Source organism: Fervidobacterium gondwanense DSM 13020, assembly GCF_900143265.1.
GTDB lineage: Bacteria > Thermotogota > Thermotogae > Thermotogales > Fervidobacteriaceae > Fervidobacterium > Fervidobacterium gondwanense.
In genome coordinates, this window is sequence record NZ_FRDJ01000022.1 from 1 (window position 1) to 15,433 (window position 15,433).

Here is a 15,433-nt window from a genome sequence, read left to right on the forward strand (position 1 = left end):
AGACATACGATCCTGTATACAAAGAATATTATCGCAAAAAGTACGCAGAAGCAACAACACACAAACACATGAGAGCGCTAATATTAACTGCAAGGAAATTAGTAAATTTAGTGTATTATTTACTAAAGAACAACGTACCGTATGTACCGATGAAATAGGTAAAAAGAACGAAATCAAGTATGTGAAGAATGAAAGTGAAATATTAAGTTATTGAAAGTCAAAGTGTTGACTAGGTTTTTTATTTTTCTATTTTTTCTCCTCTTGACTTATTACCGGAAATCTCAAAAAACCATTTAAGAACCTTTTAGAATCCAAAACCGACGTTTAACAAAAGATACTTATAACCGGTTTCCTCAAACCTTGCTGATATCCTCCCATCTGCAGCACCAAGTTTAGTTACTACATACGGTTGCAAAACAAATTTTCCGTTGCTAAAATCATAGTTTCCTGTAGCTCCAAATTTGTAAGCTTGGAACTTATAATAAATATCACCATATAACTTGACTTTGTCAAATTCAGTTGCGTCAACTTCTGCCAATCCACCGAGATCTCCAACTTGACCGTCAAGACCAATTAACAATCCCGTGATTGAAGCCGTACTAAAACTGTACCCAACTGCAAGGTACAAGTTAAATGGAGAAATCCTATACGCAAGCCTTGCACCAACGGCAGTCTGCGTACCGTCTATCTTTCCAGTTACGTTGGCATTAATTTTTACAGGTCCAACCGAAGTCTTGGCCAAGACGACGTAGCTCAACGGTGAAGTAAGTGTAGATTGAAAATCTGTTCCGGCTTCAATCATAAGACCGGGAATACCATATATTAGAGAAAACACGCTCTTATACCAAAGTATTCCTACGCCGTTCTTAGCCCATTTCAGAGAACCTGCATTTCCTAAGAAACCATCGTAATCCGCAATGTTTCTATAACCAAAGAAAGCTGTTAAATTGTCATTCACTTTCCAAGGTACAAAAAGCTCGTTAACATAGATACTTGTAAAATTGGGTGATGTGTATTTCATATCGACAACCATAACAGGACCGTTTGCAGTAACAACTAAATAAGCAGCATTGTCACCTACGAAAGCATTAGACGTTCCGAGCGTAAAATCGGGATTAACCCGATAATTGAATTCAACTCTACCGGTTATTTGAACGCTTCCAGAAAATAGTAACGTACCGAGTAGCGAAAATACAAGAATGATCATAAATGAAGCTCTGTTCTTGAACAATTCTAACATTGGTACAGTCACCCTCCTTAAGCTTATTAATTCAAACCTGAGTAGCACTCGACGTGCTACCCAGGAATTCTAACATACGAATTCTGCGTTCCTATTTTTTCGGAAGTACTCCAACGTCGTCGAAATAAACTGTGGTTGGCTTTTCTTTACCAAGCTCGATGCTGAAGGTTACAACTGGATCCCCATCTTCTGGGTGGGTATATTCAAACTGGAAGGTTTGCCATTCTGTTGTTAGGTTAACCGTTTGAGCAAAGTAAACACCATATGGAGCACCTGTTTGAACAAGCTTGACACTTATTGGTCTTGGGTCATCCGCTTTTGCTTTGAATGTGATCGTGTAGCTATGTCCTCTTCTCACTTTGATCCACTGGTTGAACTGCAAGTGCCACGTTTCGAAACCAGTATCATCAAGTTTGATAAATCCGTAGCCATCAACAACACCATAAGTTGCGACTTTTGCACTGCTTATGCCGTACTGACCTGCTTGCCAAATCCACCATTCTGATGGCATACTACCTTGATCGTTTACTATCTTGTATCCAAAATCTCCGTTATTTACTAAATTATCTGGTTCTTCCTCATCTTCTAGAAGATCAAAGTCAAGCGTTTCCAATTCTACTTCCTCTTCCAATGCCTCAGGTGGAATTTCTGACTTGTCTATTGGTTTAATTATTACATCAGCAAAGTAAATCGTTGTTGGATCAAGCTTACCAAGCTCGAAACCGAAGTTGACAGTTTCATCTGATCTTTCTTTGTGGATATAATAGAATTCGTATGTTTTCCATTCCGTTGTCAGCTCAACGGTCTTTGCAAAGTAATTAGACCATGGATCATGATTCTGGAGAACCTTGACATTGATTGTTCTTGGTTTATCTGCCTTTGCCCTGAACGAAATGTAATAAGCTTGTTTTGGTGTGAGCTTAACCCACTGATTGAACTGGACGTGCCAGGTGTCAGAGCCGGAATCAGCAATTTTTATAAAAGCATAGTTGTCTCGTACACCGTAGTTTTCTACTTTTGCACTACCGACTCCGTACTTTCCGCCTTCCCAAATCCACCATTCGAATGGTGCGTTTGTTTGATCATTCTTGATGTTGGATCTGAAATTCCAGTTATTCAATAAACTAACCCCAACTGCACTTTCGGTTGCCTGCTGTTGAACTGTTGTTGCTACAGCTTCAACTTTTTCTTGGAATTGACAGGAAAATAGGAAAAGACCTGTCAGACTTATAATAAGAAATTTAAAGATGGTTTTCATAGTCCCTACCTTCTTCCTTTTCAATTTACAAGTGGGCTTTAGTTAGCAGTTTCTTCTAAAACTTTCACTTGAAGTTCAACATCTGGAACATGCGCAAATTCTAACGAAAGTTTCAACCACTTGTCGACACCTTTATCTCGTGTAAATTGTAATGTTACTTCGGTTCCTTCGGTAGTTACTGGAATATCCCGTGAAGTATTGTATGCCCAATCTTGCCATGGTTCGCTTCCAAAATATGCTTTTATTTGAGCATCTTTGTTTCCTTTGAGCCAGAGTTTTATTGTGAAGTCTGTTTTCGTCTTGTCGTAAAATCTAACAAGTTGTGCTTCGTAAGTTCTTGGGCCCCAGGGTTCCGAACCACATACAAGTGATGTTCTTGTTGCGACAACTGTTCCATCAGCTTTTATGATGGGATCCGCTATAAAATAGTCACCTGTTTTAAAGAAATACCATGTGCCAGTTTTATAATAACTTAGCGCGTCTTCACGTTTACTGTCAAAAAACTCAAGACTTGTAGCCGCTGGCGTGCCTCCGTTTCCTGGTTCTTGTGGTTTTGGCACACATGCCGAAAATGCAAAGAGAATAGCGATAACCGCCGTAACAACTAAGAACACTCTTTTCATACCCATACGCCTCCTTCTGTCTTTTTAGGTTTTCCACCCGTTTTTGCACCTGTAAGAACAAACTCACAAAACATGTTCAAAATGCTTAATAGTATAAGACCATAGTTGCACGATGAAACAAATTGAAAATTTCTCAAATTTTGTTACATTATAGATTTGAAACTTGTTACATACAAAACCTGTTTTAGCTTAAACAAAGTGCCTATTTTGTGCTGAGCGTTTAGAAACGATTAAATGAAAAAGGACCTGTGATTTTTCACAGGTCCCCTTGTTTCTAAAAGATGACACTATTTTCCTTCAACCTGTTTTCTGATCTCCGGGAATTTCTTTTCCACTTCAGTTAACTTCTTAGAAAAGTCGCTCCAAGCGTCTTTTATAATCTTGTTCGCCTTTTCTTGCGTTTCAACTGCTACGGTTTCAGTTTGTACTTCGCCTCTTCTCACTTTCTCGCTTACTGGGAATATAACGTCCCATGTTGCTTGATCCCAGCCAGGAACAGTTTTCCACATATCAACACGCACAGCCTTGTCGAGGTTCTTGAGCATCCACTTAACACCATTTGGGATTTTCAGTGAATCAAAGTATTTAATCACATCTGGGTGCATCGTCGCTGGAACGAACCAATCGATGAGCCTTCCGTTTTCTTCACCATTTGCTACGTCTATCTTCAATCTTGCGACAACTCCACGTGGGTCGTATGTCAGGAATCTCAAGAATGCGAATGCCTCTTTCGGATACTTCGTTGTCGATGTCATAAATGCGTAGTTCACGTGAACTGGTATTCTCTGCCCAACTTGTGGTTCAAATGGCATAGGATAATAGTCAAGATTCCACGGAAGAGTTCTTACCCAGCTCCAGTCCCAAGTACCGTGAAGTCCCATTAAAACCTTTGATTCTCTGAATGCATCTGCATCTTTTCCAAACTTCTTCTGATAATCGTCGAGTTCCCCTTTGTTTCTCAGCTCGTCATTTTTCAGGTCGTCTGAAACAAGTCCTGGAACACCTTTGAGTTCTTTTTGCAGTTTAATTGCTGGCAACCAACCACCTGTAGCGAGTTCAAATTCCCATTTCTTTGGATTGAATCCCCAGAATGTTGTGTCCTTGCTAAGGACAGCTGCTTCTACATTATCAAAATCCCAGAGGTGGTTTATACCCGAATACTCTCGAGTCGTTGCTTTTCTCAGGTACGTTTTGAATATATTGACTGTAAACGCTTCGTACTTTGGCGCCTGCAAGTTCAGTTTCTTCAACAGGTCTAAGTTCATGACGATACCCTGGAAGTGGAGCCTTTCAGGAAGTGCGTAAGTCTTTCCGTTGTACACGAAAGACTGTCTAAGAGCTAACGGCATATGTTTTAGATCAGCATCGTTCTTCAAAAATTCATCAATAGGGTATATCCATCCTTGAGAGACAGGATACGGAAGTGCTTCCCATGACTGGACTACAACATCCGGAAGTAGTTGCTTCGCTGATACACGAGCTGTTAAAAACCCATTGACATCAGGTTCATTGACAACCAGAACAACTTCAATATCAGGATAGTACTTGTTGAATTCTGAAACAATCTTTTTGTACTTTTCCACATCCCAGCTCCAAACTGACGCAGTTATCGTTACCTTTGCAAAGACACTGAGTGAGAAAACTACCAATAATCCAAGTAACAACAGCCTTGTAACATGTCTTCTCATCTTTAAACACCTCCTGTTTTGTGGTGCGCCACACCAGAAATTATCGCCAAACAACCGTCGCAGAACCGTACGATGGTAACACGATTTCAAAAATTTCTTCTTCCTGCTCAATTACACTCACTTTCTTATTTGTCTGAGTTCTATTTGATATTATTAAAACTCTTGTTCCATCAGGATTTTCGAAAGCAACGGTTTCTAATTTGTCCAGATAAGTATACGAATCTATCCTGTAGGCTCCGGGTAAAACGAACTTACTTATGTGTCCCAATGTATAGTAATCGAGATTGTATTTGACTTCACCTGTTTTCTGATTTATCTCTATAAGCCCCCTACATGTGCTATTTGAGAGAATTGTAGGTCCTCTTTTCTCATCGAGTGCTATGTTCCACCAAACTACTGTCTTCGACCAGTTTCGAGGTATTCTAATGACATGCATCATTTGATCCATATACGCGTTGAAGAAAGCGGGCACCCAATCACCACCAGAACCTTCCGTGAACCAGATTTCTTTGTCAGGAAACATCTCTTTTATCTTTGTCATAGCTTCGTGCTTCCCGCCATAAAAGTGCCAAGCAGATCCAGCAACGTACTTAGACGCTTTCTCATCAGAAAGGACATACGCAGCATAAGTTGTGTTGTCCCAGTTGTGATCATAAGTCAAAATCTTGGTCTTTATACCTTCCTTCTCAAAAACTGGTCCAAGATAGTCGCCTATAAAGTCTGCTTGTTCTACCCAGTCCATTTTCATACCAGGATATTCTTTCGGAACGTATAGTGGCTCGTTCTGAACTGTTATTGCGTATATGGGTATTCCTTCTGATTCGTATGCCTTTATGAATTTCACAAAATACTGTGCGTAAACGTCGTAGTACCTTCTGAGTAGCGAACCGCCTATCATGCTGCCTGTTGTCTTCATCCAACCTGGTGCACTCCACGGCGAAGCCATTATTTTGAGCTGGGGATTCATTTTCAAAGCCTCTTTTAAAAGTGGAATTATGTATTTTCTATCGTGGTCTATAGAGAAGTGTTTCAGTTCCCTATCTTCTTTTACTCCTTCCGGTAGATCATCGTAGCTGTATATTTTTGTGGTGTAGTCAGTAGCTCCCATGGGTTGTCTTAGAAACGATATGCCTATTCCTTTTTCTCTGTCAAATAGTTTTTCCATAACCTCTCTGCGTTTTTCATCTGATAATTTGTGATACACTAAATATGCTGACGCGTCCGTAAAAGAAGCGCCGAATCCATCCATGATTTGGTATTTCTTATCAGGATTTACAACAATCTTGAATTCTTCGCGATATGCTAAATCTCCGAGTTCATCAATTCTTACTTCATCAAGCAGATGCCTCTGATCCGATGTTGTAAGCCATATCCTGATTTTTTGCATCCCTTTCACTCCTTTTGTTTGTTGTGCACTCTGGTTTGAAGTTAGGACAATCACTATAGATATTAATAAAAAGAGGAGAAGAATTTTTACCTTTCCCAAGCGTAAAATTTCAAAAATGCCTGGCATAAACAACCTCCAAAATTAAAATTATTCTAATTAACCCAATTCTATTATTGAAACATGTTACACGAAGAATAGAAAGAGTAACATTTTTCAGTCAATGATTTGTGTAAAAAGTAAAAAAAGTCACCCGCAGGTGACTTTAGTTATATTTTCTCTATTTATCTTCTAATTAATACTTTCTCAATCTACTTCTTCCATGTCTTCGATTGTTTCAAACTCGAAGATTATTTCATCACCGCTTTCTAAAGGTTCGGTAAAGCCCACTTTTTCCCCGTTTTTCAAGAGGTTATAGCTTTTCACTTTCTTGATGTCGAAGTTAAAAAGTTTTAGTATATCAGCAACTATAAAGCCTTGTTCATCCGGTATCTGAGTCTTTATCTTATCACCGTCTCTGATTTCATACTCTGGAGAAACAAGCTGGTCGTTCACCAAAACAATCACGCCTTCTTTTGTTAGTACAGTCGGTTGTCCGTTTATTTTTATGACTACACTTATCTTTTCCATTTCTGGTAAATCTTTAACCTTTGGATAATTTAGTACAAGTGCATATTTCAATTCTTCACCCAATTCTACACTGTTCTCATCGCGTAATTCTAACTCATCTTTAAATATCTTAACTTCTCCAGCGGTAAATTCTCTGTACGCACCATTCACTGAATACTCGATTTTGATCAAGTCCTGTGCCAAGAATTCTCTTATTTCCTTGACTTTAACGCTTTCGTATTTTATAACGTCGCCGTCGTTCAGTGGAATATTCTGGATAATATCGTTGCCATTGACCTTTACGCGTGGATAATATTCAATTATCTCGTCACTTTCTAAAGACCTAAGCCTAATCGGCTTAATTATCTCATATAGCATTGGATTTGCGTCTTCACCATCAGCAGCTTCGCCAACCTCTATAACATCAGCGTGTTTGACTACATCTCTTAACGTTGCTTCTCGTCCGTTGACTTTAACCGGTGCCGGTTTTGGCATTTTACCTTTAATTACAACCGGTTCGCCGTTAACTTCAACAACCACAGATTTTCCAGGCTTTCCAAGCAAACTGTGAATATCTTTTCCAGCTTGTGCCAAGACTTCCCAAACTGTGTAACTTCCCTTAAAGCCGATTAGCTGTATCCGCTCTTCGTTCACAGTCACGTGTTCAAACACGCTCCCGGTCTTCGTGAGTGCTGTGTATCCAATACCAAGCGGCGTAACGAATTCGCTTCCTATGATTTGGCCGGTACGGTCGATAAAGTCAAGGTTCTTTGCCATTTTGAGCGAGACATATTCTTCATCTATACCCAAATGCTTCGCAAGAAATTGCGTGTAAGTGGGAACCTTTGCTCCACCACCAACGACCATTACTACTTGCGGCTTTTCGCCGTTGAGTTCAATTATCTCTTCGGCAACTTTTTTAGTCATCATCTCTACAACTGGCTCAATTGCTTTGATAACATCACTTACTCTTATCTCTTTTTCCTTATCTAATATATTTTTGACCCTGAGAACCTCATTTTTCTCTAAGTTCCTTTTCACATATTCTGCTGTTGAAAAGTCGAGCAAAAAGGTTTTTGTGATAGCTTCTGTCAGCTCATCACCAGCGATTGGTACCATACCATACGCTACGATAGTTCCGTCTTTGGATATCGCAATATCACTCGTCCCAGCACCAACATCTACAAGTGCGATGTTGAGAATTCTCAAATCTTCTGGTACGGTAACATTAACAGCGGCTATAGGTTCCAATGTAAGATGGGTTATCGTCAAATTGACTTTTTTTAAGACTGAAAGCATAGCTTCGACAACATGGCTTGGTAAAAACGTGGCAACTACTTTTATTGTGACATTATCTCCTCTCAACCCTTCGAGTTTCTTGAACCACATCCCATCAAGTTCGTACCTAATAACAGAGTATCCAACACAGTACATGTTAGGTTCAACGTTCTCCATAGTGTTTGCAACAGCTTCAAGCTCTATCTTTGTTATTATGTCACTCGTGAGTTCCCCCAAATCAGCGATGTTCATCGTTGCTTCGCCGAAATATGTTTTTAGAAACCTACCAGCAAGTGCAACGGCAACTTTATCAAGCTTGACGTTGTTTCTATTTTCGAGTTCTTCTTTAACAATCTTCACCGCTTTCGCAACTTTTTCAACATCATGGATTTGACCGTCAAGCATAGCTCTGTGCTCATGTTCTCTGAGTACTACATCGTGGACTATCATCTTTCCATCTTCGTCCATATCGACAAGCAAACCTGCGATTTTTCGAGTCCCTATGTCAAGTGCAAAGATCATATATATCGCCCTCCAAATATTCTTTTTGATTATATCTCTACAACAGTGACACCAACACCACCTTCGTCTGGTCTACCAAATCTGTAATTTTTAATTCTCTTGTCATGGCGTAGGTGATTCCATATTCCGGTGGCAAGCTTACCTGTACCTTTTCCGTGGATTATGTAGCCCATCGTAAAATCAGACATAAGGAGCTGGTCGATGAATTCGTCTATTTTCTCAACAGCTTCTTCAACAGTCATTCCTCTGACATCTATTTCGTTACTTGTTAGGCTCGGACCAAAAACTCTGTGCTTTGTTGTATGAGGATGACTCGGTTTTTGGGTTAGTTCTGCTGATTCTTTGGTTCCTACTTTCACCAACTTCTCTGGTTTGATTTCGATTTTCAAACCATTGAAATCAACGACGGCTTTGTTTCCTTTAAATTCTACGACTTTTCCCAAAGCTGTACCGTCAAACAATCTTACTGTATCACCAACGCTTATCGTCCTCTCTTCCTGAGAAACTACTGTTTCGTACATAACCTTCTCGATTTTTTCTTGTACGTTTTCAAGGTGTTTGACTTCACTTTCAATTTCTTTGAGTCTCTTCCTTATAAGCTGCTCACTTTCTGTATTCTTGCTCTGAAGTGTTATTTGTAAATCTCGCTTCGCTTTTTGGATATCTTTGTAGACCTCTCTCAGTTCTTTATCGAATTCTTCCATTTTCTTAACTTTCAACAATTTGTACTTTTCCTCAAATTCCCTCTTTTGTCTGGTATAATCCCTGAGCGTCTGTTCAAGCTCTCTTTTGCGGAACTCGAGTTCGCTTATCTGTTTGTTCAAACTCTTGATCAATTCCTCAATTTTCACATGTTCTTCATCAAGGTGTTTTCTTGCTCTTTCAAGTATTCCATCTGGTAAACCGTATTTCTTCGAGATCTCGAAAGCATGAGAAGCTCCAGGTATGTTCATTAAAACTCTATATTTAGGTGACAGAGTCTCCGGATCGAATTCCATCGATGCTGTGACGAGTCTATCGTGGGACATCGAGTATAATTTTACTGGCGTTAAGTGGGTAGTCACAACAAACTTGATCCTTCTGGCTACGAGTTCTTCGATTATTCCGAGTGCTATCGCACTTCCTTCGTACGGATCAGTACCTGAGCCAAGTTCATCTATCAGTACCAATGAGTTATCATCAGCCAACTCGAGAGCTCTCACTATGTTCACGATATGGCCTGAAAAGGTACTAAGGTTTTCCAAAATGCTCTGACTATCGCCAATGTCAACGTAGATATCTAACAGCGGTATGCGACTACTCTCGCCAGCCAATATTGGAAAACCACTTCTCACTAAAATTATGGAAACGGCTATTGTCTTGAGCAGCACCGTCTTTCCACCAGTGTTTGGACCTGTAACCACAATACCAAGTTTGTCCGCTGGAAGTTCTATATCTACAGGAACTACTTTGTCTGGATGTATTAAGGGATGCCGTGCTCTCGAAAGTTTTAAGTACTTGCCTTCAGGAATTACTATGGAAGCATTCTTTTCAATCACATATCTGACTTTTGCAAACAAACCATCGAGTCGTTTCAAAACATTTATATCAGACTTTATTTGAGAAAGCCTGTCGAATATCTTAGAAGTCAGTTCTCTCAGTATCCGAGCAATTTCTTTAGCTTCTTCTTCTGAAAGAATACGAATTTTATCGTTCATCGGTATTATTTCTTCCGGTTCAATGTAGACCGTTGAACCGGAGGAAGATAGTCCGTGAACGATACCTTTCAATTTCCCTCTTTCATTTGCTTTGACAGGTAAGACGTACCTTTCGTTCTTTATGGTGTAGCTAAGCTCTTGCAAGACATTCTGATTGTGTGCAATGAATCTTTCAAGTTTATGCCTTATGTCTCTCAGTGTTTCGTTGTACTCGTTCCTGATTTTTTTCAAAAGTACCGAAGCATTGTCTTTCACTTTCCCGTTATCGTCTATTACGCTTCTTATAGCATTTATTATCTCGTCGTAATTCCCGAGCTTTGATACGAACGATAGCACTGTGGCTTGTGAATTTAGTATACGCTGATTTTTAAAACTTTCCCTTAACGTTTTTATTCCGGAGAGAAATTTGAGAATGGCAAGGAAGTCCTCACCTTCGATCAGCAAACCAGATTCTACTTTTTGCAAGATGGGTCTTACATCTATAAAAGCATCGGACGTTGGGTATCCTTCAACTCTGACAAAGTCACAAAGTTCAGAAACATATGTCAATTCCTGAATAACATCAACATTGTATGGATTAAGACTTTCAAGATACTCTTTTCCAAGAGACGAATAACAATAATACTTGTAAGTATTTAAAACTTCTGGATAATCTATTTTTTCTTTAATATATTCTAAGTAACTAACTTTTGATTCCACAAGAATTTTCTCGCTGAATTCCTCCATTTCCTCTCCTCCAATTCCGTGCCTTTATTCTAAAACGTATACATTCCCATAGATTTTTCTTGCATCAATATAAAACTCAGAATTGTGCTTTTTACTCAACACGAACAAAACTCTGCGGCTGACTTTTGGTAGGTCTACATACCCGTCCGTGAATATTATTATACCCTCACTCCTGAATCTCGTTTCGGCGATATCTACAGCTGGTTGCAGATCAGTTTCGCCACCACCGTACACTTCAAAGCTCTTCCACCCACCTGGTTTGTAATCCCCGATGAACGTAACTGATTTGTCAATTTGTATAAGTTTTAAAGGTACTTCTTGTCTTGCAATGGCATCTATCTCACTTACGAATTGATTCATCTCCTCTTCTATGATACTGCCACTCGTATCTATTATCACACAGATCCTCGGTAGATAAGTATATCTCCAACCCGGCTGGTCATCATACCTTCTGTTCGGTCTTAATGGTGTTGAGTATTTTTCACCTCTCTGAGAGAGTCCAACAAACTTCCTTATCGCTGTTTCCCAGTTGATTACTGGCTTTTTCAAGTGTAGTTCTATGTTCTGCCTTACACCAGAAGGAAGTTCACCACCAAAGAGATTAAAAGCTTTACCAATTTTCTGCTCGGTAACCTCCAATAGCATTTCAACAGGGAGATCACTTTCCATCTTGTGTGAATCGGGTAACCTCTCAGCAATCGTCTCTATATCATATCTTCCACGCTTCAGGAATTGGTCAACTATGTAATCGTGATATTCCTCGGCCGTTTTGTTAAGCATATCAATAGGAGGACCTACAAATATCAAATCGTTATCAGTACCGTGACCTTCTTCAATCAAAACGTTTAAAGGTATGCTGAACGCATCAAGTTGAGGGATGAATTGATTAATCGCTGCATCCTTAGCTATGTCCCACACCGCTTTATCGCGTTTATCTTTCGGGTGTATCAAATAGTGCCTGTTTATAATGTGCATAAGCTCGTGGAGTATTAAACCTTCTACCATTATGTCGCTTTTTGTTGCCACGCTGACTGGGTTGTATACAAACAACACATCACCATTCTTTGTGATACTTATAGATATGTTTTTCACATTTCCCTCAATGAATTGACTACCCATAAGTATATATGCATAAAATGCGTTCGACTTTATTAGATTATCTATTGCCTTCTTTAATCTTTCTTGCACACGATAACCTCCGAATTTTTCAGAATTTCACTGAGAATCTCCCCTCTATGTATCCTCCATCCTGTCCAGTGATAAAAGTAGATCTGTAAGGCAACCACCTAACAGGTAAAGAATAACCTATTCCTAAGGAATAACTGCTTTGAACATACGAGATCTTGAAATCGAGTATAGATCTAAATATATTTTCTGTATACACTGTCGGAACATTAACATTAAAAGCCGGGTCGTAGTACAAGTAGAACATAGAATACGATGCAAATATATTAATCATAATTGTGTCATATTTAGCTGAAAAGTTTATTCCCACGTTCATTCTGCCGGTTTCAGTTGCTTGTTGCGATTCTACATATTTTGTTGACAGTTCAAAAGGTACGCCTATCGAAAATCCGTAAAATTGAAGAATGGGTGCCAGTTTGAAAGAATAAGTTGAGAATTGGAAATCGTATCCACCCTGAGTATTAACAGATAATATTCCATTCGCATCAATTGGTATCTTAAAACCTATCTCACTATACGGAAAACCCAGTGTGTAATATAGTAGTCCATGTGTGCCTGAGAGCCCAAACCCATACTTTGTGTTAAAGTAAAACTCTTGAGCGAGCATAAATCCAGAAAAGGTAAGCAATATTAAGAAAATGGATAAAATCTTCTTCACAAAACCCCCTCCTAAATATCCTAATATCACTTGTACTTAAAAATCCATTAAGATTATATCACAAGGCCCGAAATCGTTCAAAAAACAAAAACCCTGGAGGTGTGAACCCCCAGGGACTATCGCTATTTTTTGTCTATAGAATCCTTTATCTAATAAAAAAGCTTAATATAGCGGGCAATATTAGGTAAATGGAAAAGTATCTTAGATGAGCTGATATCGTAAGTTGCTTTACAACAAGCAGAGCCACAATACCGGCAACAAAAGCTCCACCAAATCCAGAAAATGTAGCTGCATTCAAAACAACGTCTTTAAGTTCAAACAATCCTGCTGCAAGTGTTATCGGAAGACTTAGAAGGAAAGAAAATTTAAACGCATCTGCCCTGTTAAGACCTACTAATAAGGCACCTACTAATGTAATACCGCTTCTTGAAATACCTGGTAATACTGCTACAGCTTGAAAAAGTCCTATGAGCAGAGCATCCAAAAATGATAGCTCGTTAAGTGATTTCCTTCCAGATGCAGCATCTGAAAACCACAAAAAGGCTGCAGTAATCAAGAAAAATATCCCAATAACCCACTGTGACGAGAAAATATTTTCGATTTTCTTTTCAAAAAACAAGCCTACTAAACCGGCTGGAATGGTAGCAACGATGAGTTTAAAAACTAAGTTCCATATTTCTTTATCAAGCTTGAACATGCCGTAAAGAATACTCCAAACATCTTTCCAGAGAAAAATTAGAACCACTAAGAAAGTTGCGAGGTGCAGAAAGGCAAATAAAGATAAATTAGATTGAAGTCCGAAAAGTTTCGAAAAAAGTCCCAAATGTCCTGAGCTTGACACTGGTAGAAACTCTGTAAGTCCTTGTACAACTCCGAGGAAGAAATCTTTCACCTTTTTCGCTCCTTTCACATTATATAGAGGTATTATTTGTACAGATCAAAAATAATACCGTTAATCTCTCCAACTTTCTCTGCCATTTTTAGTGTATCTTTTTCTGCCTGCATGAGTAGGCTCGTCAGCTGTTCAAGCCTTTCGTCAATTTGCTCAGCAATTATGTGTAATCTCGGCTGAGATAATGAATAGTCATATTTACCAGCTAATTTATACAGGTTCTTCTCTACATATTTTAGAATATTTTTTATGCGTTCTTTGTATTTCTTCAAATTCTCAGGTGTTGGCGAACGGACAAAGTCGTTACCCGCTTCAACAACTTCACTTACCATCTCTTCGATGGTCTTTTTGATTGCCTCGCTCTCAGCTTCTTCGAATATACCAGCAAATGAACTCTTGATCTCAGAGTGCACTGACTCTTTTTTGTGAGATTTTTTACCCTTGATATTCGAACTTTTCAATTTCGGGTCATTTGAAGGTGGTTCTATCCTCACGTTTTAACCTCTCTTCAAATTAATAGTGTTTGTCTTACTTCTCAACTGCCTTTGCAACATTTTCAGCTAATGTTCTGAAAGCCTGTTCAATTTCGCTCTCTCTGTAATAAAGTGTTATTGGTTTACCTTCGTCGAGTAATTCAAGAGCTTTTGGATCCATGGGAATGCGTCCTAAGACGGGAACTGAATATTCTTCGGCAAGTGCATCGGCCCCGCCTTTTCCAAATGGATACACGACTTCCTCTTTACATCTCATGTAGGACATGTTTTCTACTATTCCAAGGACTTTCTGATTCATTGCATGGACGAATGCTATCGCTCTCCTAACATCATCGAGTGCCACCTTTTGTGGTGTTGTGACCATAATTACTCCATCTATTTGGCCAAGCGTCTGGAAAAGGCTTAGTGCTTCATCACCCGTCCCCGGTGGCAAATCAAATATCATGAAATCAAGCTTACCCCAATTGGTATCACCCAAGAATTGTTTTATTGCCGAATGTTTTAAAGGACCACGCCAGATAATTGGCTTACCTTCCTCCACCATCATGGATATTGATAAGGCTTTCAGATTTGGAAGTATCTCTGCAGGCACTATTCTTTCATCTTCGTCAATTAGCGGAGTTGCATTCCCACCGAGCATCCTAACAATATCCGGTCCGTGGATGTCGATATCAAGTATTCCAACGTTATAGCCACTCTCGGCAAGAGCCGTTGCTAAGTTCACAGAGACAGTTGTCTTACCAACCCCACCCTTTCCACTCAGAACAGCGATAAAATGCTTTACATTTTCTTTTAACGTGGTAATCTTTTGGTCTTCAGAAAGTTTAAAATCCATTATATTTTAACCTCCTCTTCAAAGAAATATTTTTGATTAGCCTCCTGAAATACGTTTTTTCTTATTTTTTCAAAAAATTCTTACTTCCCTTTCTTTTCCAAAAGAGTTTATCTAAAATCTTAATAATTTTAATTTTTTATCTTTAATGAATTAATTCATTATTTTTATGTCGCTTTATTCCTTCTTAGATTATTTTTTTTAACTACTTCCCCACCATTTTCCCTCAAACTAACCCTCTTATGCCCACCTGGTTTGTTCCACACTCTCACATTCCTTCGTCCTATTTGAGGTATGGTGAGTTTGCTTATTCTCGTATCCTGGTTACTTTCCTAATGGAGGTGACC

At 39.1% G+C, this 15,433-nt stretch carries 12 protein-coding genes and 1 pseudogene; 1 reads left to right on the forward strand and 12 read right to left on the reverse strand.

Annotated features, from left to right (window positions below):
* A pseudogene (locus BUA11_RS10515) lies at window positions 1–158 on the forward strand (IS110 family transposase); the annotation flags it as partial.
* A gap of 146 nt (window positions 159–304) precedes the next feature.
* Here the strand turns inward: BUA11_RS10515 and BUA11_RS10100 are convergent.
* The 12 genes from BUA11_RS10100 to BUA11_RS10155 form a co-directional block, all read right to left on the reverse strand.
* Window positions 305–1,240, reverse strand: a complete 936-nt coding sequence (locus BUA11_RS10100; protein ID WP_072761140.1) for a hypothetical protein — start codon at window positions 1,238–1,240, stop codon at window positions 305–307.
* Between the two features lie 91 nt (window positions 1,241–1,331).
* Window positions 1,332–2,498: a carbohydrate binding domain-containing protein gene (locus BUA11_RS10105; protein ID WP_072761142.1), complete on the reverse strand. Its 1,167-nt coding sequence runs from the start codon at window positions 2,496–2,498 to the stop codon at window positions 1,332–1,334.
* Between the two features lie 38 nt (window positions 2,499–2,536).
* Entirely contained in the window at window positions 2,537–3,121 is a 585-nt protein-coding gene (locus BUA11_RS10110; RefSeq protein WP_072761144.1) for a hypothetical protein, read from the reverse strand.
* 287 nt (window positions 3,122–3,408) lie between these two features.
* On the reverse strand, window positions 3,409–4,809 hold the full coding sequence (locus BUA11_RS10115; RefSeq protein ID WP_072761146.1) for an ABC transporter substrate-binding protein: 1,401 nt from the start codon (window positions 4,807–4,809) through the stop codon (window positions 3,409–3,411).
* Window positions 4,810–4,849: 40 nt separating this feature from the next.
* Window positions 4,850–6,196: a glycoside hydrolase family 30 protein gene (locus BUA11_RS10120; protein WP_072761163.1), complete on the reverse strand. Its 1,347-nt coding sequence runs from the start codon at window positions 6,194–6,196 to the stop codon at window positions 4,850–4,852.
* Window positions 6,197–6,499: 303 nt separating this feature from the next.
* Window positions 6,500–8,602, reverse strand: coding sequence for a cell division protein FtsA (locus BUA11_RS10125; RefSeq protein ID WP_072761149.1), 2,103 nt, complete (start codon window positions 8,600–8,602; stop codon window positions 6,500–6,502).
* Between the two features lie 29 nt (window positions 8,603–8,631).
* Window positions 8,632–11,025, reverse strand: a complete 2,394-nt coding sequence (locus BUA11_RS10130) for an endonuclease MutS2 (protein ID WP_072761151.1) — start codon at window positions 11,023–11,025, stop codon at window positions 8,632–8,634.
* Window positions 11,026–11,049: 24 nt separating this feature from the next.
* Window positions 11,050–12,213 (reverse strand): vWA domain-containing protein, encoded by a 1,164-nt coding sequence (locus BUA11_RS10135; RefSeq protein ID WP_072761154.1) that lies wholly within the window; start codon window positions 12,211–12,213, stop codon window positions 11,050–11,052.
* A 19-nt stretch (window positions 12,214–12,232) separates the two neighbouring features.
* Window positions 12,233–12,868, reverse strand: coding sequence for a hypothetical protein (locus BUA11_RS10140; protein ID WP_072761160.1), 636 nt, complete (start codon window positions 12,866–12,868; stop codon window positions 12,233–12,235).
* Between the two features lie 145 nt (window positions 12,869–13,013).
* A complete protein-coding gene (locus tag BUA11_RS10145) occupies window positions 13,014–13,760 on the reverse strand; it encodes an undecaprenyl-diphosphate phosphatase (protein ID WP_072761161.1) in 747 nt (248 codons plus the stop codon).
* 32 nt (window positions 13,761–13,792) lie between these two features.
* Window positions 13,793–14,254, reverse strand: coding sequence for a YaaR family protein (locus BUA11_RS10150; RefSeq protein WP_072761162.1), 462 nt, complete (start codon window positions 14,252–14,254; stop codon window positions 13,793–13,795).
* A 34-nt stretch (window positions 14,255–14,288) separates the two neighbouring features.
* Window positions 14,289–15,089 carry an Mrp/NBP35 family ATP-binding protein gene (locus BUA11_RS10155; RefSeq protein WP_084634456.1) on the reverse strand — a complete coding sequence of 267 codons (801 nt, stop codon included), beginning with the start codon at window positions 15,087–15,089 and terminating at the stop codon, window positions 14,289–14,291.
* Window positions 15,090–15,433 lie beyond the last annotated feature (344 nt).

Excerpts from the sequence above, each read along its gene's own strand:
- BUA11_RS10155 (WP_084634456.1), bottom strand. The coding sequence starts at position 15,089 with ATGGATTTTAAACTTTCTGAAGACCAAAAGATTACCACGTTAAAAGAA.
- BUA11_RS10120 (WP_072761163.1), bottom strand. The coding sequence starts at position 6,196 with ATGCAAAAAATCAGGATATGGCTTACAACATCGGATCAGAGGCATCTG.
- BUA11_RS10130 (WP_072761151.1), bottom strand. The coding sequence starts at position 11,025 with ATGGAGGAATTCAGCGAGAAAATTCTTGTGGAATCAAAAGTTAGTTAC.
- BUA11_RS10125 (WP_072761149.1), bottom strand. The coding sequence starts at position 8,602 with ATGATCTTTGCACTTGACATAGGGACTCGAAAAATCGCAGGTTTGCTT.
- BUA11_RS10110 (WP_072761144.1), bottom strand. The coding sequence starts at position 3,121 with ATGAAAAGAGTGTTCTTAGTTGTTACGGCGGTTATCGCTATTCTCTTT.
- BUA11_RS10100 (WP_072761140.1), bottom strand. The coding sequence starts at position 1,240 with ATGTTAGAATTGTTCAAGAACAGAGCTTCATTTATGATCATTCTTGTA.
- BUA11_RS10105 (WP_072761142.1), bottom strand. The coding sequence starts at position 2,498 with ATGAAAACCATCTTTAAATTTCTTATTATAAGTCTGACAGGTCTTTTC.
- BUA11_RS10115 (WP_072761146.1), bottom strand. The coding sequence starts at position 4,809 with ATGAGAAGACATGTTACAAGGCTGTTGTTACTTGGATTATTGGTAGTT.